13 protein-coding genes are annotated in these 17964 nt (G+C 70.9%); 3 read left to right on the top strand and 10 right to left on the bottom strand.

Going from position 1 to position 17964, the window contains the following annotated elements:
* Window positions 1–14: 14 nt before the first annotated feature.
* The 3 genes from IE153_RS15305 to IE153_RS15315 all read right to left on the bottom strand — a co-directional run bounded on the left by IE153_RS15305 (window position 15) and on the right by IE153_RS15315 (window position 3279).
* Window positions 15–557 carry a GNAT family N-acetyltransferase gene (locus IE153_RS15305; RefSeq protein ID WP_189590256.1) on the bottom strand — a complete coding sequence of 181 codons (543 nt, stop codon included), beginning with the start codon at window positions 555–557 and terminating at the stop codon, window positions 15–17.
* Between the two features lie 73 nt (window positions 558–630).
* Complete coding sequence (gene pruA / locus IE153_RS15310) at window positions 631–2262, bottom strand: L-glutamate gamma-semialdehyde dehydrogenase (protein WP_189590257.1); 1632 nt, start codon at window positions 2260–2262, stop codon at window positions 631–633.
* A gap of 90 nt (window positions 2263–2352) precedes the next feature.
* Window positions 2353–3279: a proline dehydrogenase family protein gene (locus tag IE153_RS15315; protein WP_189590258.1), complete on the bottom strand. Its 927-nt coding sequence runs from the start codon at window positions 3277–3279 to the stop codon at window positions 2353–2355.
* A 152-nt stretch (window positions 3280–3431) separates the two neighbouring features.
* Between IE153_RS15315 and IE153_RS15320 the strand changes: the two genes are divergently transcribed.
* Both IE153_RS15320 and IE153_RS15325 read left to right on the top strand, forming a co-directional pair.
* Window positions 3432–5036 carry a PucR family transcriptional regulator gene (locus IE153_RS15320; protein WP_189590259.1) on the top strand — a complete coding sequence of 535 codons (1605 nt, stop codon included), beginning with the start codon at window positions 3432–3434 and terminating at the stop codon, window positions 5034–5036.
* 14 nt (window positions 5037–5050) lie between these two features.
* A complete protein-coding gene (locus IE153_RS15325) occupies window positions 5051–5713 on the top strand; it encodes an HAD family hydrolase (RefSeq protein WP_229829006.1) in 663 nt (220 codons plus the stop codon).
* Here IE153_RS15325 and IE153_RS15330 read toward each other — a convergent pair.
* A complete protein-coding gene (locus IE153_RS15330) occupies window positions 5683–6261 on the bottom strand; it encodes a TetR/AcrR family transcriptional regulator (RefSeq protein ID WP_189590260.1) in 579 nt (192 codons plus the stop codon). The genes IE153_RS15325 and IE153_RS15330 overlap by 31 nt on opposite strands.
* Before the next feature lie 86 nt (window positions 6262–6347).
* On the opposite strand from IE153_RS15330, the gene IE153_RS15335 reads away from it, so the two are divergent.
* A complete protein-coding gene (locus IE153_RS15335) occupies window positions 6348–7889 on the top strand; it encodes an MFS transporter (RefSeq protein WP_189590261.1) in 1542 nt (513 codons plus the stop codon).
* A gap of 56 nt (window positions 7890–7945) precedes the next feature.
* On the opposite strand, the gene serA is transcribed toward IE153_RS15335, so the two are convergent.
* The 6 genes from serA to IE153_RS15365 all read right to left on the bottom strand — a co-directional run bounded on the left by serA (window position 7946) and on the right by IE153_RS15365 (window position 17894).
* Window positions 7946–9535 (bottom strand): phosphoglycerate dehydrogenase, encoded by a 1590-nt coding sequence (gene serA / locus IE153_RS15340; RefSeq protein ID WP_031106628.1) that lies wholly within the window; start codon window positions 9533–9535, stop codon window positions 7946–7948.
* Between the two features lie 269 nt (window positions 9536–9804).
* Window positions 9805–10803: a ketol-acid reductoisomerase gene (gene ilvC / locus IE153_RS15345; protein WP_030851456.1), complete on the bottom strand. Its 999-nt coding sequence runs from the start codon at window positions 10801–10803 to the stop codon at window positions 9805–9807.
* A gap of 121 nt (window positions 10804–10924) precedes the next feature.
* On the bottom strand, window positions 10925–11449 hold the full coding sequence (gene ilvN / locus IE153_RS15350; protein WP_003993148.1) for an acetolactate synthase small subunit: 525 nt from the start codon (window positions 11447–11449) through the stop codon (window positions 10925–10927).
* A 21-nt stretch (window positions 11450–11470) separates the two neighbouring features.
* Window positions 11471–13321 carry an acetolactate synthase large subunit gene (locus tag IE153_RS15355; protein ID WP_189590262.1) on the bottom strand — a complete coding sequence of 617 codons (1851 nt, stop codon included), beginning with the start codon at window positions 13319–13321 and terminating at the stop codon, window positions 11471–11473.
* Window positions 13322–13546: 225 nt separating this feature from the next.
* Window positions 13547–16558, bottom strand: a complete 3012-nt coding sequence (locus tag IE153_RS15360) for a putative bifunctional diguanylate cyclase/phosphodiesterase (RefSeq protein WP_189590263.1) — start codon at window positions 16556–16558, stop codon at window positions 13547–13549.
* Between the two features lie 385 nt (window positions 16559–16943).
* On the bottom strand, window positions 16944–17894 hold the full coding sequence (locus IE153_RS15365) for a 2-hydroxyacid dehydrogenase (RefSeq protein WP_189590264.1): 951 nt from the start codon (window positions 17892–17894) through the stop codon (window positions 16944–16946).
* Between the last annotated feature and the right edge of the window lie 70 nt (window positions 17895–17964).

Below are 17964 nucleotides of genomic sequence, written 5' to 3' on the forward strand. Positions count from 1 at the left end.
ACCTGCGGTGTTTTCTAGAGCACGTCGCCGTCGCGCCAGTCGAAGACCAGCTCGTGCGCGGGGTCGAGGAAGCCGGCCAGAGCGGTGCGGACGTACGTGCTGCCCTCCTCCTCCGGCAGCCGGACGATGCCCTCCCGCGGGCTGAGTGCGTGCACCCGGCCGGTCCACGGCTCCCAGCCGCGGGAGGTGTAGAGCAGGGCCCCGTCGTCGCTCGCGGACAGGGCGCCGAGGTCGTAGGCGCGGTCGACGACGCGCTCCAGTTCCGCCATGACCCGCCCGCCGAGGCCACCGCGACGGGCGTCGGCGCGCACGGCGACGTTCTCGACGTACCCGGCCCGCAGCCACCGCCCGCCGTGCCGCACCCGTCGCATCACGACCGCCCCGTGCGCGGCGAGCCCGGAGTCGTCGTGCACGAGGGCGTGCACACCGCCGAGACCGTGATCCCAGTCCTCGTCACCGAAGTCCCCCTCGAACGCGGCGTCCAGCAGGCCGCGTACGGCGTCGAGTTCGGCGGGGGTCAGATCGGCGGTGTGGGCGGTGCGCACTCGGATGGTCATCGGCCCAGTCTTTCTCCGGACATGCCGACGGGCCAGGTCTTTTCGACCCGGCCCGTCGGTTCGTTCGGGGGTGTCAGCCCATGTGCGGGTACGTGTAGTCCGTCGGCGGGACCAGCGTCTCCTTGATGGCGCGGGTCAGGGTCCAGCGCATCAGGTTCTGAGGGGCGCCGGCCTTGTCGTTGGTGCCGGAGGCGCGGCCGCCGCCGAAGGGCTGCTGGCCGACGACGGCGCCGGTCGACTTGTCGTTGATGTAGAAGTTGCCGGCCGCGTAGCGGAGCTTGTCGGCCGTGTAGGCCGCCGCCGCGCGGTCGTTCGCGATGACCGAGCCGGTCAGGGCGTAGTCGGAGACGGACTCCATCTGGGTCAGCATCTCGTCGTACTTGTCGTCCTCGTAGACGTGCACGGCGATGATCGGGCCGAAGTACTCGGTGCGGAAGACCTCGTTCTCCGGGTCGGTGCACTCGATGACGGTCGGGCGCACGAAGTAGCCCACGGAGTCGTCGTAGGTGCCGCCCGCGACGATCGTGCAGGAGGCGTCCTCCTTGGCGCGGTCGATGGCGGCCTTGTTCTTGGCGAAGGCACGCTCGTCGATGACGGCGCCGATGAAGTTCGACAGGTCGGTGACGTCACCCATCTTGATGCCGTCGACCTCGGCGGCCAGCTCCTCCTTGAAACCGGAGTTCCAGATCGAGGCGGGGATGTACGCCCGGGAGGTGGCGCTGCACTTCTGGCCCTGGAACTCGAAGGCACCGCGGGTGAACGCCGTCTTCAGGATCGCCGGGTCGGCCGACGGGTGGGCGACGAGGAAGTCCTTGCCGCCGGTCTCGCCGACGAGGCGCGGGTAGGTGCGGTACTTCTCGATGTTGTTGCCGACCGTCTTCCACAGGTACTGGAAGGTGGGGGTCGAGCCGGTGAAGTGGATGCCGGCGAGGTCGCGGTGCTCCAGGGCGACCTTGGAGACCTCGATGCCGTCGCCGGTGACGAGGTTGATGACGCCCTTGGGCAGACCGGCCTCCTCCAGCAGCTGCATCAGCAGCACGGCGGCGTGGGTCTGCGTCGGGGACGGCTTCCAGACGACGACGTTGCCCATCAGGGCGGGGGCCGTCGGGAGGTTGCCCGCGATCGCGGTGAAGTTGAAGGGCGTGACCGCGTAGACGAAGCCCTCCAGCGGGCGGTGGTCCAGGCGGTTCCACACGCCCGGGGAGTTCGCCGGGGGCTGCTCGGCGAGCAGGTTGCGGGCGTAGGAGACGTTGAACCGCCAGAAGTCGATCAGCTCGCAGGGCGTGTCGATCTCGGCCTGCTGGGCGGTCTTGGACTGGCCGAGCATGGTGGAGGCGGCGAGCGTCTCGCGCCAGGGGCCGGACAGCAGCTCGGCGGCGCGCAGGATGATCGCCGCGCGGTCGTCGAAGGACATCGCACGCCAGGCGGGCGCGGCGGCCAGGGCCGCGTCGATGGCGTCCTGGGCGTCCGCCTGCGTGGCGTTGCGGTACGTGCCGAGCACGGCCTGGTGGTTGTGCGGCTGGACGACCTGGAAGGCCTCGCCGCCGCCCATCCGCTTCTCGCCGCCGATGGTGCAGGGCAGGTCGACGGGGTTGTCGGCCAGCTCCTTCAGCCTGGCCTCCAGCCGGGCGCGCTCGGGCGAGCCGGGGGCGTAGCCGTGCACCGGCTCGTTGACGGGGGTGGGGACCTGGGTCACAGCGTCCATGTTTTCCGTAACTCCTTACTGAGCGGTGATTCGGTCTCGGCCCTTGACGGGCTCCAGGCCCTTCAAGGGCTCTCGCCCCTCGAAGGGCGGTCAGCCCTTGGTGAGCATCGAACGGGCGAAGAAGCGCAGGTTGGCCGGCTTCTCCGCGAGACGGCGCATGAAGTAGCCGTACCAGTCGGTGCCGTACGCGGTGTACACGCGCATCCGGTGGCCCTCGGCGGCCAGCCGCAGGTGCTCGTCGGTGCGGATGCCGTACAGCATCTGGAACTCGTACTCGTCGAGCTTTCGCCCGGCCTGGTGGGCGAGTTTCTGGCCGATCGCGATCAGGCGCGGGTCGTGGGACCCGATCATCGGGTACCCCTCCCCTTGCATCAACGTCCGCAGAATACGGACGTATGCCCGGTCGATCTCGTGTTTGTCCTGGTACGCGACCGACGCGGGCTCCTTGTACGCGCCCTTGACCAGTCGGACCCGGCTGCCGCTCCCGGCCAGGCGGCGGGCGTCGGCCTCGGTGCGGAACAGGTACGCCTGGATGACGCAGCCGGTCTGCGGGAAGTCCTTCCGCAGCTCCTCGTGGATGGCGAACATCGAGTCGAGGGTGGTGTGGTCCTCGGCGTCGAGCGTGACCGTGGTGCCGATCTCGGCAGCGGCCTCGACAACCGGGCGGACGTTGCTCAGGGCCAGCTCGTGGCCGCCCTCCAGCGCCTGACCGAACATCGACAGCTTCACCGACATCTCGGCGCGGGTACCGAGCTCCAGCGGCTTGAGGCGGTCGACGAGCTCCAGGTAGGCGTCCCGGGCGGCGGCGGCCTGCGCGGGGTTGGTGATGTCCTCGCCGACGACGTCCATCGTCAGTTCGAGGCCGTGATCGGCGAGCTCCCGGACGACGGGGACGATGTCGTCGACGTCCTCGCCCGGGATGAAGCGGTCGACGACCTGCTTGGTCACCGGTGCCGCCGAGATCAGGCGTCGCATCCGGTCGCTGCGGGACGCGGCGAGAATCACGGGACCCAGCACGGGGCACCTCCAGAGCACAAGCAACGTGAAGGCCGGACCCCTCGCGGATGGCGCGTCGGGTACGGCACGGAGAACCACCGTGAAACCTAGGGATCCCTCCGATCGTCGGCCATCGACAGCTGTCACGCATCCGTGCCGCAGATCTCAGACAGATGTATGAAGGGGTCCGGAAAGTGCGCGACAATGCCCGGGTGACGTCGGAACACAGGGGCGACTACGAGGAGCTGGTCGACGAGATCTCGGAGCTGCTCGGCGCGCCCGCGACCCTGGAGAACCGGGACTTCGAGCTGATCGCCTTCGGTGCCTACGACAGCGAGGGCGACCTCGATCCGTCGGCCCTGGACCCGGTGCGCACCCGCTCGATCCTCACCCGCCGCTCGACGGCGGCGGTCCGGGCGTGGTTCGAGGGCTTCGGCATCACCCGGGCGACGGGCCCGGTCCGCATCCCCCCGACACCGGAGGCCGGGGTCTACCGGGGCCGGATCTGTCTCCCCGTCCGCCACCGGGGCGTGGTGCACGGCTACATCTGGCTCCTGGACGACGATCCCGGCCCGAGCGAACGCCAGCTCACCGCCGCCATGGGGGTCACGGCCCGCATCGGCGCCCTGCTCGCGGACGAGGCCCAGCACGGTGCCGACCTCAGCCGCGAACTGAGAGCGGTCCTCACGGCCGAGCGCGGCTGGCAGAGCGACATGGCCGTCGCCGAGCTCCGCACGGCCCTCGGCCCCCGCGCCGACGGCCTCCACGCCCTGATGTGCGTCGCTCCCTGGCCCTCGGCGGATCCGGACGACGCCCCCTCGGTCCGCGCGGTCCCCGGCGCGACGGCCCTGTGCACGCTGCCGTGGGGCGCGACGGCCCAGTGCCTGGCGCTCCTGATCCGCCTGCGCTCCCCTGACGTCCTCACCCCGGCGACCACGGCGGCGGGGCGGCTGCTGGAGCGGGCGCGAGGGGGAAGCGGCGCGGGGAGCGCGGCTGCGCGGGGGGCCGGCGGCAGCGGTCCTCCGAGCGCCGCTTCCCGGGGAGCGGGCGGCAGCGGCCGGGGCGCAGACGCCACCGGCGGCACGGATGGATCCTCCACGGGCCCGGGCCCGGCGGGTTCAACGGGCACAGCGGGCACAGCGGGCACGGCGAGTGGAACAGGCACGGCAAGCAGAGCGGGCACGAGCGGAACAGGCACGGCGAGCAGAGCGGGCACGAGCGGAACAGGCACGGCGAGCAGAGCGGGCACGAGCGGAACAGGCACGGCGAGCAGAGCGGGCACGAGCGGAACTGGCGCAGCCGGCTCCGGCGCCGGTGCCGCCACCCCCCGCTCCAGCCCCGCCGCGGGTGGCGCCACCTCCCACTCCGGCCCCGCTGCCGGTGTCGCCACCCCCCGCACCGGCCTCGCCGACCTGGCGACCGCATGGGCGGAGGCGTCGGCGGCCGCCCGGGCGGCACTGGCCGAGGCGCGGTTCGGGCCGGTCGCGCAGTGGGCGTCGATCGGGCCGTTCCGCCTGCTCACGGCCCTGCCCCCGGAGGTCGCCCACGACCCCGTCGCCCGCACGCTGCTCGCCCCGGTCCACCACGAACTCGCCCGGACCGCCGAGGTCTTCCTCGACTGCGCCGGACAGGCCGCCCGGGCCGCCGCCGAGCTGGGCATCCACCGCCAGACCCTGTACTACCGGCTGTCCCGCATCGAGAAGCTCACCGGGCTCGACCTGGACGACGGAGAGGACCGGCTGCTGCTGCACATGGCCCTGAAGGCTCACCGACTGTGAGGACGGGCCCGCCCATGCCCATGCCCCTGCCCCTGCTGCTGCTCGACCTGGACAACACCCTGGTCGACCGGGACGCCGCGTTCCGTGCGGCGGTCGCGGACTTCCTGGCCGAGCACGCCCTGCCCGCGCACGACGCCGAGTGGCTGATGACCGTCGACGCCGGTGGCTACACGCCCCGCGCCGAGGTGGCCCGGGCCGTGCACGCGCGGTACGGCGAGAGGGCGCCCGGGCGCGCCGTCCGCGATCTGCTCGACCGGGGTGCGGCCGACCGCGTCGTCCTGTCCGGCCCGGTCCGTGGGGCCCTCGCCCGGGCACTCACCGCCGGCTGGACCCTGGTGATCGTCACCAACGGCCGTACCGCGCAACAGGAGACGAAGATCCGCACCACCGGGCTAGACGCGCTGGTCCACGGCTGGGTCGTCTCCGAGGCCGTCGGCCACAAGAAACCGGCGCCGGAGATCTTCCACGCCGCTGCCGCCACCGTCGGCGCCGGCCTCGACGGCGCCTGGGTGATCGGCGACTCCCCGCACGCCGACATCGCCGGCGCGGCCGGCATCGGCGCCCGAAGCGTCTGGCACCCGGACCGCCCCCGACACCGCGGCCGCCATCGACTCGGTCGTCGACGCCCCCGGGTGAGGGGGACGCGTCACTTCCCCTCGGCGGCCTCGATCACCTGACGCAGCCCCGCGGCGAGCTGCCCGGCCTCCGGGGCGCTCTTCGGATCGAAGGTCCACTGCGCCATGAGGCCCATCATCAGAGTCAGGTAGAAGTACCCGAGGGTGTCCACCCGCTCGTCCGTCACGTCTTCCTCGGGGCCGCCGTGGAAGAGCGTCACGATGCCGCGCGCTGCCTCCCGCTGGGCCCGGGCCAGATGGTCCCGCACCTCCGGCAGCTGGTCCCCCATGGCCACGATCTCCATGCTGAGCCGCCACATGGACCCGGGATCGCGCATGGTCCCGATGATGTTCGCCCACACCTCCGCGAAGCGCTCCAACGACCCCGGCTCGCCCCGCAGTTCACCGCCCCCCTCGAACGCGTCGGACATGCCCTCCACCATCTCGACGTACGCCTGCGCGAGCAGCGCGTCCTTCGAGCCGTAGTGGTAGCCGATCGACGCCAGGTTGGTGCCCGACTCCTTGACGATGTCGCGCGCGGTGGTGCGCAGGAAGCCCTTCGCCAGCAGGCAGCGCTTGGCGCCCTCGAGCAGATCCTCACGGTGTCCCATGGCACATCACCTTACCCCGGGATCCAGACGAGCGTATTAAACAAACGTACTAGACAAGCGTTTAATACACTCGTACAGTCCTGCCCATGACGACGAACCCACACCCTCCCGCCCTCGCCGGCCGCCGCGAATGGACGGCCCTCGGCGTGCTGATGCTTCCGCTGCTGCTGGTCTCGATGGACGTGTCCGTCCTCTACTTCGCGATCCCCGCGATCAGCGCCGACCTGGAACCGAGCGCCACCCAGCAGCTGTGGATCTTCGACATCTACGGCTTCGTGCTGGCCGGTCTGCTGATGACGATGGGCTCGCTCGGCGACCGCATCGGCCACCGCAGGCTCCTGCTGATCGGCGCCGCCGCCTTCGGCACGGCCTCCCTGGTCGCGGCCTACGCCACCAGCGCCGAGACTCTCATCGCCGCCCGCGCGGTCCTCGGCATCGGCGGCGCGACGCTGATGCCGTCGACGATGGCGCTCGTGCGCACGATGTTCACCGACCCCGCGCAGCGCACCAAGGCGATCGGTGTCTGGTCGGGGGTGATGACGGCCGGCATCGCGCTCGGCTCGGTGATGAGCGGGGTGCTCGTCGAGCACTTCTGGTGGGGCTCGGTCTTCCTGGTCAACCTGCCCGCGATGCTGCTGCTCCTGCTGCTCGGCCCGGTCCTGCTGCCCGAGTCGCGCAACCCCCACCCCGGCCGCTTCGACCTGCTGAGCGTCCCCCTGTCGATGGCGGCGGTGCTCCCCGTGATCTACGGCCTGAAGGAACTCGCCTCCGAGGGCTGGAACGTGCGGTACGCGATGTCGGTGACCGTCGGTCTGCTCTTCGCCGCGCTGTTCGTCCACCGCCAGCGCACGGCGGCCTCCCCGCTGATCTCGCCTCAGCTGTTCCGGGGCCGCGGCTTCAGCCCGGCCGTCGTCCTCAACCTCGTGGCCGCCTTCGGCATGATGGGCTCGGCCTATTTCACGACCCAGTACATCCAGTCGGTCCTGGACAACAGCCCCCTGGAGGCGGCGCTGTGGAGCCTGCTGCCGTCGGTGCCCATCGGACTCGCGGCCCCGGTCGGCGCCCACCTCGTGCAGCGGGGCGTTCCTCGCGCGTACGTCGTCTGCGGAGGCTTCGCGGTCTCGTCGTGCGGCTACGTGATGCTGGCTCTGGTCGACACCGACTCCCTGTGGCTGCTGCTGGCCGCGTGCGCCGTGCTGGCCTGCGGCATCGTCACCGTCATGTCCCAGGTGGCCGACCTGGCGCTGAGCTCGGCGCCGGTGGAGAAGGCGGGCGCGGCGTCGTCCCTGCTGGAGACCGGCACGGAGTTCGGCGGCGCGCTGAGCATGGCGTTCCTCGGCTCCATCGGCACGGCCGTCTACCGCCACGAGATCCCGGACTCGGCACCCGCCGCGGCCCGCGAGACCCTGGGCGGCGCCCTGGCCGTGGCCGACCGGCTCCCGGGGCGCGCGGGGGACGCCCTGGCGACGGCGGCACGCGAGGCTTTCACCAGCGGCATGCACACGGCGGCGGTCACGGGCGCGGTGCTGCTGGCCGGTGCGGCGGCAGCGGCGGCGGTCACCCTGCGGCGGGTGCGAGTACGCGAAAACGCCGGACAGGCTGATCAGCTCAGCCCGTCCGGCGTGTGAGAACGAGCCCGTTCAGGGTGAACGGGGGTTCCCGGGGGGCGAGCCCCCCGGGGATGTCAGGCCAGGTTGACGGAGCGAGCCGAGGTCGCTCCGATCTCCTCGGCCACCTCGGCCAGCACGGTCGCGGTCACCGTGTCGTCCACGGTCAGCACCGCCAGCGCCTCGCCACCGGCCACCGCCCGCGACACCTGCATGCCGGCGATGTTGAGGCCCGCCTCGCCGAGGATGCGGCCCACCGTGCCGACGACACCGGGGCGGTCCTCGTACTTCAGCACGATCATGTGGTCGGCGAGCGCGAGGTCCACGTCGTAGTCACCGACGGCGACGATCTTCTGGAGGTGCTTCGGGCCGGCCAGCGTGCCGGACACCGACACCTCCTCGCCGTCGGCGAGGGTGCCGCGCACCGTGACGACGTTGCGGTGCTCGGTCGCCTCGGAGCTGGTGGTGAGACGCACCTCGACGCCGCGCTCCTGCGCGAACAGCGGGGCGTTGACGTAGGAGACCGTCTCGTCGACGACGTCCTCGAAGACACCCTTGAGCGCGGACAGCTCCAGCACCTTCACGTCGTGCTGGGTGATCTCGCCGTAGACCTCGACGTCGAGACGGACGGCGACCTCACCGGCGAGCGCGGTGAAGATCCGGCCCAGGCGCTCGGCGAGCGGCAGGCCCGGCTTGACGTCCTCGGCGATGACACCGCCCTGCACGTTCACCGCGTCCGGCACGAGCTCACCGGCGAGCGCGAGCCGCACGGAGCGGGCGACGGCGATACCGGCCTTCTCCTGCGCCTCGTCGGTGGAGGCGCCCAGGTGCGGGGTGCAGACGACCTGGTCGAACTCGAACAGCGGGGAGTCCGTGCAGGGCTCCTTCGCGTACACGTCGAGACCGGCACCGGCGACCCGGCCCTCCTTGAGGGCGGAGTACAGCGCCTCCTCGTCGACGATCCCGCCGCGCGCGGCGTTGACGATCCGCACGCTCGGCTTGACCTTGCGCAGCGCCTCGTCGCCGATCAGGCCGACCGTCTCGGGGGTCTTGGGCAGGTGGACGGTGATGAAGTCGGAGACCTCGAGCAGCTCGTCCAGCGACAGCACCTTGACGCCCATCTGCGCGGCGCGGGCGGGCTGGATGTAGGGGTCGTAGGCGACGACCTTCATGCCGAACCCGGACATGCGCTGGGCGACGAGCGCGCCGATGCGCCCGAGGCCGACGACACCGAGGGTCTTCTCGGCCAGCTCCACGCCCGTGTACTTGCTGCGCTTCCACTCGCCGTTCTTCAGCGCGGCGTTGGCCTGCGGGATGTGGCGGGCGGTGGCGACGAGCAGGCCGCAGGCCAGCTCGGCGGCGGTCACAATGTTGGAGGTCGGGGCGTTGACGACCATCACGCCGGCCTTGGTGGCGGCGGAGACGTCCACGTTGTCCAGGCCGACGCCGGCTCGTGCGACGACCTTCAGCTTGTTCGCGGCGGCGATCGCCTCGGCGTCGACCTTGGTGGCCGAGCGGACCAGGATCGCGTCCACATCGGCGATGGCCGGGAGCAGCTCGGCTCGGTCCGCGCCGTTGCAGTGCCGGATCTCGAAGTCCGGGCCCAGGGCGTCGACGGTGGCGGGCGACAGCTCTTCAGCGATGAGTACGACGGGTTTCGAGCTCACGTGAGTCCTCACAAGTCCAGTGCTGCGGACGGCCGTCCCGACGGCCGCAGGCGGTGGAGGGGTGCTTGCCGCGTGGAAGACGCACGACGCTGTGGGCCTGACGCGTATGTGTGCAGCAGTCTAGTGGCGCATGGGGCGTCGTCTTGTGCCGCTGCGGAAGGATCACCCGTCCGTGGCCGGACGGGATGGACAACGCCTCACTACCCGACGTTACCCGGGGTTCGCCGAAGGGGCCGGAGCGGGATGCTCCGGCCCCTCGGGCAGGCGGCTTACGCCTCCTCGTCGACCCAGCTCATGAGCTTGCGCAGCTCCTTGCCGGTGGTCTCCAGCAGGTGCTCGGAGTCCTGCTTCTTGTACTCGTTGTACTTCTTCAGGCCGCCGTGGTACTCGTCCATCCACTGCTGGGCGAAGGTGCCGTCCTGGATCTCGGCGAGGACCTTCTTCATCTCGGCCTTGGTGGCGTCCGTGATGATCCGCGGGCCGGTGACGTAGTCGCCCCACTCGGCGGTCTCGGAGATCGACCAGCGCATCTTCTCCAGGCCGCCCTCGTACATGAGGTCCACGATCAGCTTCAGCTCGTGCAGGCACTCGAAGTAGGCGATCTCCGGCTGGTAGCCGGCCTCGGTCAGGGTCTCGAAGCCCGCCTTGACCAGCGCCGCGGTGCCACCGCAGAGCACAGCCTGCTCACCGAACAGGTCGGTCTCGGTCTCCTCGGTGAAGGTCGTCTTGATGACGCCGGCGCGGGTGCCGCCGATGCCCTTCGCGTACGACAGGGCCAGCGCGAAGCCGTTGCCCGTGGCGTCCTGCTCGACAGCGGCGATGCAGGGCACGCCGCGGCCCTCCTCGTACTGGCGGCGGACCAGGTGGCCCGGGCCCTTCGGGGCGACCATGCAGACGTCGACGCCGGCCGGGGGCTTGATGAAGCCGTAGCGGATGTTCAGGCCGTGGCCGAAGAACAGCGCGTCGCCGTCCTTCAGGTTGTCCTTGATGTGCTTCTCGTAGACCTCGGCCTGGATCGGGTCCGGGACGAGGATCATGATGACGTCGGCCTCGGCGGCGGCCTCGGACGGGCTCACCACGCGCAGGCCCTGCTCCTCGGCCTTGGCCTTGGACTTGGAGCCCTCGTGCAGACCGACGCGGACGTCGACACCCGAGTCACGGAGCGACAGCGCGTGGGCGTGGCCCTGGCTGCCGTACCCGATGACCGCGACCTTGCGGCCCTGGATGATGGACAGGTCGGCGTCGGCGTCGTAGAACAGCTCGGCCACTTTGGGTTCTCTCCTCGGGAGTGCAGGTGTTGCGTCCCACCGTATGACGGGGGGCGGAAGGGAAGTCTCAGGGTCTCGGAATACGGGCGGCCGACGGCGCGCCGACCGCCCGTTTCGGGTCTTACGCCGACCGGTCCAGGGCGCGCAGCGACCGGTCCGTGATGGATCGTGCGCCACGGCCGATCGCGATCGTGCCGGACTGGACGAGCTCCTTGATGCCGTACGGCTCCAGCATCTTGAGCATCGCGGTCAGCTTCTCGCCGGACCCGGTGGCCTCGATGGTGACGGCCTCCGGGGAGACGTCGACGGTCTTGGCGCGGAACAGCTGGACGATCTCGACGATCTGGGAGCGCGTCTCGTTGTCGGCGCGCACCTTCACCAGGACGAGTTCGCGCTGCACCGCCTGCGACGGCTCCAGCTCGACGATCTTCAGCACGTTGACGAGCTTGTTGAGCTGCTTGGTCACCTGCTCCAGCGGCAGGTCCTCCACGCCGACGACGATGGTGATGCGGGAGATGTCGGGGTGCTCGGTGACGCCCACCGCGAGGGAGTCGATGTTGAAGCCGCGGCGGGAGAACAGGGCGGCGATCCGGGCGAGGATGCCGGGGGTGTTCTCCACCAGGACGGAGAGCGTGTGCTTGGACATGATCTTTTACGTCTCTCTCGCTCAGTCGTCTTCGTTGTCGCCGAAGTCGGGGCGGACGTCCCGGGCGGCCATGATCTCGTCGTTGGAGGTGCCGGCGGCGACCATCGGCCAGACCATCGCGTCCTCGTGGACGATGAAGTCGACGACGACCGGGCGGTCGTTGATCGAGTTCGCCTCCTCGATGACCTTGTCGAGGTCGTCCGGGGATTCGCAGCGGATCGCGTAGCAGCCCATGGCCTCCGACAGCTTCACGAAGTCGGGGACGCGGGTGCCGCGGGCCTCCGGGTTCACGTCGTCCGGACCGGAGTGCAGCACGGTGTTGGAGTACCGCTGGTTGTAGAAGAGGGTCTGCCACTGGCGGACCATCCCGAGGGCGCCGTTGTTGATGACGGCGACCTTGATCGGGATGTTGTTCAGGGCGCAGGTGGTGAGCTCCTGGTTGGTCATCTGGAAGCAGCCGTCGCCGTCGATCGCCCAGACGGCCCGCTCGGGCGCGCCGGCCTTGGCGCCCATGGCGGCCGGGACGGCGTAGCCCATGGTTCCGGCGCCGCCGGAGTTCAGCCAGGTGGCCGGCTTGTCGTACTCGATGAAGTGGGCGGCCCACATCTGGTGCTGGCCGACGCCCGCCGCGAAGATCGTGCCCTCGGGAGCGAGCTGTCCGATGCGCTCGATGACGTGCTGCGGGGAGAGCGAGCCGTCCTCGGGCTGGTCGTAGCCGAGCGGGTAGGTGTCGCGCCAGCGGCTCAGGTCCTTCCACCAGGCGCTGTAGTCGCCCTGGTGGCCCTCGCTGTGCTCCTTCTGGACGGCCTGGATCAGGTCGGCGATGACCTCGCGGGCGTCACCGACGATCGGCACGTCGGCGGCGCGGTTCTTGCCGATCTCGGCCGGGTCGATGTCCGCGTGGACGATCTTGGCGAACGGCGCGAAGCTGTCCAGCTTGCCGGTGACGCGGTCGTCGAAGCGGGCGCCGAGGGCGACGATCAGGTCGGCCTTCTGCAGCGCGGTGACGGCGGTGACCGCACCGTGCATGCCCGGCATTCCCACGTGCAGCGGGTGACTGTCGGGGAATGCGCCGAGCGCCATCAGGGTGGTGGTGACGGGCGCTCCGGTGAGCTCGGCGAGGACCTTGAGCTCGGCGGTGGCGTGTGCCTTGATGACACCGCCGCCGACGTAGAGGACGGGCCGCTTGGCGGCGGTGATCAGCTTGGCGGCCTCGCGGATCTGCTTGGCGTGCGGCTTGGTCACCGGTCGGTAGCCGGGCAGGTCCATGGTGGGCGGCCAGGAGAAGGTGGTCTTCGCCTGGAGGGCGTCCTTGGCGATGTCGACCAGAACCGGGCCGGGACGGCCGGTGGAGGCGATGTGGAACGCCTGGGCGATGATCCGCGGGATGTCCTCGGCCTTGGTGACGAGGAAGTTGTGCTTGGTGATCGGCATGGTGATGCCGACGATGTCCGCCTCCTGGAAGGCGTCCGTGCCGATCGCCTTGGACGCCACCTGGCCGGTGATCGCGACCAGCGGCACGGAGTCCATGTGCGCGTCGGCGATCGGGGTGACCAGGTTGGTGGCGCCGGGCCCGGAGGTGGCCATGCAGACGCCGACCTTGCCGGTGGCCTGGGCGTAGCCGGTGGCGGCGTGACCGGCGCCCTGCTCGTGCCTGACCAGGACGTGGCGCACCCTGGTGGAGTCCATCAGCGGGTCGTAGGCCGGGAGGATCGCACCGCCGGGAATGCCGAATACCGTGTCGGCGCCGACCTCCTCGAGAGAGCGGATGAGGGACTGCGCGCCCGTCACCTGCTCGGGGGCGGAGTGTCCTCCGGATCGGGGCCGGGGCTGCGGGTGGTGGGCCCCGGTGGCCTGCTCGGTCATCGGCATTCTCTTCTCAGATGCTGAGGGTGTTTTGCGAGGTTTGTACGGTATTCGGCTGCTGCACGAAGGGTGCCTGTGCAACAAAAAACCCCTCGTGCCATAAGGCAAGCGAGGGGAGCGCGCCGGGTGGGGTCGCTGAGCGGTCGAGGCTCAGCGTCAGCCGACGCGCCTTCCAAGTACGAGAATTCGGGTGCGCATGGCACTGACCCTCCCCCCGGCACGCACTCACTGTCAAGTGGGTGGGACGGGAGTCTCATTATGTGAGCGCAGGGCCGTGCCGCCTCCGATGACGGCGGACACACCCGAGCTGTACAGCCGCGGGGAGCCGCCCACTAACGCCGGTTCGGCCGGTCCGTTCGGCACCGGATAGTGGCCGACGGCGAGCGCGCGGCGCAGCCGGTACTCGTCGAGCGGCCCGGAGAACGCCATGCCCTGCCCGTGCGTGCAGCCCATCGCGCGCAGGGCGACGACCTGCTCGGGCAGATCCACTCCCTCGGCCACGGACTTCAGCCCGAGGTCGCCCGCGATGCGCAGCAGCCCACTGGTGATCTTGTGCAGGCGGGCGGACTCGACGACGCCCTCGACCAGACCGCGGTCGAGCTTCAGGACGTCGACGGGCAGGCGCCTGAGGGCCGTGATCGCCGCGTAGCCGCTGCCGAACCCGTCGAGCGCGATCCGTACGCCGACCCGCCGCAGGGCGCCCAGGCGCCGCTCCAGCTCGTCCAGCGAGACCCTGGGGTCGGCGTCCGACAGCTCGATGATCAGCGACCCGGACGGCAGCCCGTGCCGCGTGAGCAGCGCCTCGATCGTGCCGAGCGGCATCGAGCGGTCCAGCAGCCTGCGGGCGCTCATCCGCACGACGACCGGCACGGACAGCCCGGTGGCGTGCCGCTCGGCGGCCTGCTCGACGGCCTCCTCGATCATCCAGCGGCCCAGCTCGGCGGTCTTGTCGCTGTCCTCGGCCACCCGCAGGAACTCCGCCGGGGTGAAGAGCACCCCTTGCGAGGAGCGCCAGCGCGCTTGCGCGGACACCGATGCGATCCGGCCATCCTCCAGGGACACCACCGGCTGGTGCAGCAGGGCGAACTCCCCGTCGTGCAGGGCGGCCCGCAGGCGGGTGGCGAGCTCGGCCTTGCGGACGACGTCCTGCTGCATCTGCGGCTTGTACAGCTCGACGCGCCCCTTGCCGCCGGCCTTGGCGCGGTACATGGCCAGGTCGGCGTTGCGCAGCAGTTCGCCGGCACCGAGGCCGGATTCCGCGAAGGCCACGCCGATGGAGGCGTTGACACGGACATCGTTGCCGTCGATGAGGTAGGGCTGGGACAGCGTCGTCCTGAGCCGGTCGGCGAGCTCCAGTATGTGCCGCTCCCGGGCGTCCCGGTCCCGGGTGTTGTCCCCGGCGATCAGGGCCGCGAACTCGTCGCCGCCGAGCCGGGAGGCGGTGTCTCCGTGCCGGACGGAGTCCTGGAGCCTGCGAGCGGCCTGGACGAGCAGTTCGTCCCCGGCCTGGTGCCCGATGGTGTCGTTGACGGCCTTGAAGCCGTCGAGGTCGATGAACAGCACCGCCGTGTTGCGCAGGGCCACGCCCCGGTCTGAGGCGCGGCGGCCCGAGAGGGCGTGCTGGACGCGCTTGGTGAACAGGGCGCGGTTGGGCAGGTCCGTGAGCGGGTCGTGCTCGGCGTTGTGCTGCAACTGGGCCTGGAGCCGCACCCGTTCGGTCACGTCTCGGCTGTTGAAGATGAGGCCGCCGTGATGGCGGTTGACGGTCGACTCGACGTTCAGCCAGCCCCCGTCGCCCGAGCGGAAGCGGCACTCGATGCGGGTGGTGGGTTCCTCGACCGGGTTGGCGGCGAGGAACCTGCGCACCTCGTGCACGACGCAGCCCAGGTCCTCGGGGTGGATGAGGTTGGCCAGTTCCGTACCCACCAGCTCCTCCGCCGAGCGGCCGTACACACCGGCGGCGGCCGGGGAGACGTACCTCAGGACGCCGCTGGGTGCGGCGATCATGATGACGTCGCTGGAGCCCTGCACCAGGGAGCGGAAGTGGTTCTCCTTCTGCGCCAGTTCCTGGGTGAGGGTGATGTTGTCGAGCAGCATGATCCCCTGGCGCACGACGAGCGCGAGCACCACCGTGCCCCCGGTCAGCAGGACCACGCGGTCGACACTGCGGCCGTTGAGGACGTTGTAGAGGATCCCCAGCGTGCACACGGCGGCCGCGAGATACGGCGTGAGGGCGGCCAGGGAGCCGGCGATGGGCCGGGCGGCCGGGTACCGGCTGTGCTCGGCGCCGGGCAGGGCCGCCTGGTGGTTGGGTCCGCTGCGCTGCCCCGGCACGTGCTCGTGGACCACCCGGGTACGGCCCGTGCCGGCGTGCCGGTCGGGGCCCGACCGGTCGCCCTCCGCGCGGGGCGCGGCCCAGGGGGCGTACGCCAGGAGCAGCGAGCCCGCGAACCAGCCCGCGTCGAGCAGCTGCCCGGAGCGGTAGTCGTGGTGCATGAGCGGCGAGGTGAACAGGGCGTCGCACATCACGGTCAGCGCGAGCGCGCCGATGGCGGTGTTGACCGCGGAGCGGTTCACCGCGGACCGCCGGAAGTGCAGGGCGAGCACCATGCTGACCAGCGCGATGTCGAGCAAGGGGTACGCCAGCGACAGCGCGATGTGCGCCACGCCGGGCCCTTCGGACTTCGCGGCCTGGGCGAGGGCGAGGCTCCAGGCCAGCGTCAGCAGCGATCCGCCGATCAGCCAGGCGTCGAGGCCCAGGCAGACCCAGCCGGCCTTGGTCACCGGCCGCTTGGCGAGCACGAGCAGCCCGACGATCGCGGGGGGCGCGAAGCAGAGGAAGAACAGGTCGGCGTAGCTGGGGCTGGGCACGGGCAGTCCGAGGACCACCTCGTACCACCCCCAGACCAGGTTGCCCAGGGAGGCCATGGCCGAGGAGAGGCCGAACAGCAGCCAGGCGGGCCGAAAGCGGGTGCGGCGGCTGCGGGCGTAGAGGAAGCACGAGACGGCGGCGGTGCCGGCTGCGGCGCTCAGCCCGAAGTCACCCATGAACAGGGCCACTTCGTACGAACCCCAGCCGAACGCGGCACCGACGGCGTATCCCGAGCAGGCCAGGGCGAGGACGAGTTGGAGGGCCAGGCCCGGCCGGCGGCCGGGACCCGGCGTGCGAGGCAGCAGCGCGCCCGGGGACGGAGGCTGTGCCCGCAGCGCTCCGTCCAGCGTGGGGGTGGGGGGCGCGCTCACCGGGCCCTCCCGGTCCGCGCCGCTCCCGGGCCCCGGTGGACCGGCCGGTCATGCCTTCTGCGACTGCCGGGCCTGCGGCGGTGATGGCTGTGTTCGGCGTGGTGTTCGGCGTGCTGACCGCGTCTGCCCGCGGCCGTCCGCCCGGGTCGCCGCCGGCAGTCCCGCCCCGTCGGATCGCTCGTCCATAGGCCGTGCATCGCCTGTCGCCCCCCTCACAGTCCGAACTGTCCGTCCCCGGCGCCGAACGGTCCCCGGCGCAGCCCCTGTCGGGACGATACACCAGTCTCGTCACTCAGGGACATAGGTTCTCTACGCTCCGTGACGATCAACAGATATATGAGTACCCACCGCACCTGAAGGATTGCGGACGGTGCTCGAAGGTCTCTCAGCCGGTTGATGCACCCGTCGTGAGGATCACGTTGCGGAGCGGCTCCCGGTTCACATAACGGTTCAACTGGTCCACCAGGAGCCGCTTGGCGCGCGGAAGGAACGCGGAGGTGGGTCCGCCGACGTGGGGGCTGATGAGTACCCCCGGCGCACGCCACAGGGGGTGTTCGCGCGCCAGCGGCTCCGGGTCGGTGACGTCGAGGGCGGCGGTGATGCGGCCGGTCTCCAACTCGGCGAGCAGGGCCTTGGTGTCGACGACCGGGCCGCGGGCGACGTTGACGAGGAGCGCGCCGTCCTTCATGCGGGACAGGAAGTCGGCTCCGGCCAGGCCACGGGTGGTTTCGTTGAGCGGGGTGGACAGGATGACGACATCCGCCTGCGGCAGCAGCGCGGGGAGTTCGGTGAGCGGATGCACCGGACCGCGCGCCGTGGTGCGCTCGGAGCGCGCGACGCGCGCCACCCGCGCCACCTCGAACGGAACGAGCCGGTCCTCGATGGCCTCGCCGATCGAGCCGTACCCCACGATGAGGACGTTCTTGTCGGCGAGCGCCGGACGGAACCCTCCGAGCCACTCCCCCCGGTCCTGCGCACGGACGAAGTCGGGGATCCCGCGCAGCGAGGCCAGGATCAGCGCGAGGGTGAGCTCGCCGGTGCTGGCCTCGTGCACCCCGCGCGCATTGCACAGCCGCACGCCCGCCGGCAGCCGACCGAGGCCCGGCTCGACGTGGTCGATCCCGGCGGAGAGGGTCTGCACGACCTGCACGTTGCTCATCCGCCCCAGGGGACGCACGCACAGCGGGCTGGGCTTCATGTAGGGGACGACGTAGAAGGCGCAGTCGGCCGGGTCCGCGGGGAACTCCTCCGCGCCGTTCCAGAAGCGGTACTCCGGGCCCTCGGGGAGTCCCTCGATCTCGTCCGGCGGGATGGGCAGCCACACGTCAGCAGTCATGCTCTGGAGGCTATGTCAGGAGCGTGCGACGGCAGAGGTTAGGTTGGGGTGGCTCGAACAGGGAGGGTCA

Origin of the sequence: Streptomyces massasporeus (genome assembly GCF_014648995.1) — a bacterium.
Classification (GTDB): Bacteria; Actinomycetota; Actinomycetes; order Streptomycetales; family Streptomycetaceae; genus Streptomyces; species Streptomyces massasporeus.

What these genes read in the sequence shown, in the direction of transcription:
- IE153_RS15305 (WP_189590256.1), bottom strand. Translation starts at nt 557, where the DNA reads ATGACCATCCGAGTGCGCACCGCCCACACCGCCGATCTGACCCCCGCC.
- pruA (WP_189590257.1), bottom strand. Translation starts at nt 2,262, where the DNA reads ATGGACGCTGTGACCCAGGTCCCCACCCCCGTCAACGAGCCGGTGCAC.
- IE153_RS15320 (WP_189590259.1), top strand. Translation starts at nt 3,432, where the DNA reads ATGTATGAAGGGGTCCGGAAAGTGCGCGACAATGCCCGGGTGACGTCG.
- IE153_RS15325 (WP_229829006.1), top strand. Translation starts at nt 5,051, where the DNA reads ATGCCCATGCCCCTGCCCCTGCTGCTGCTCGACCTGGACAACACCCTG.
- IE153_RS15330 (WP_189590260.1), bottom strand. Translation starts at nt 6,261, where the DNA reads ATGGGACACCGTGAGGATCTGCTCGAGGGCGCCAAGCGCTGCCTGCTG.
- IE153_RS15335 (WP_189590261.1), top strand. Translation starts at nt 6,348, where the DNA reads ATGACGACGAACCCACACCCTCCCGCCCTCGCCGGCCGCCGCGAATGG.
- ilvN (WP_003993148.1), bottom strand. Translation starts at nt 11,449, where the DNA reads ATGTCCAAGCACACGCTCTCCGTCCTGGTGGAGAACACCCCCGGCATC.
- IE153_RS15355 (WP_189590262.1), bottom strand. Translation starts at nt 13,321, where the DNA reads ATGCCGATGACCGAGCAGGCCACCGGGGCCCACCACCCGCAGCCCCGG.
- IE153_RS15365 (WP_189590264.1), bottom strand. Translation starts at nt 17,894, where the DNA reads ATGACTGCTGACGTGTGGCTGCCCATCCCGCCGGACGAGATCGAGGGA.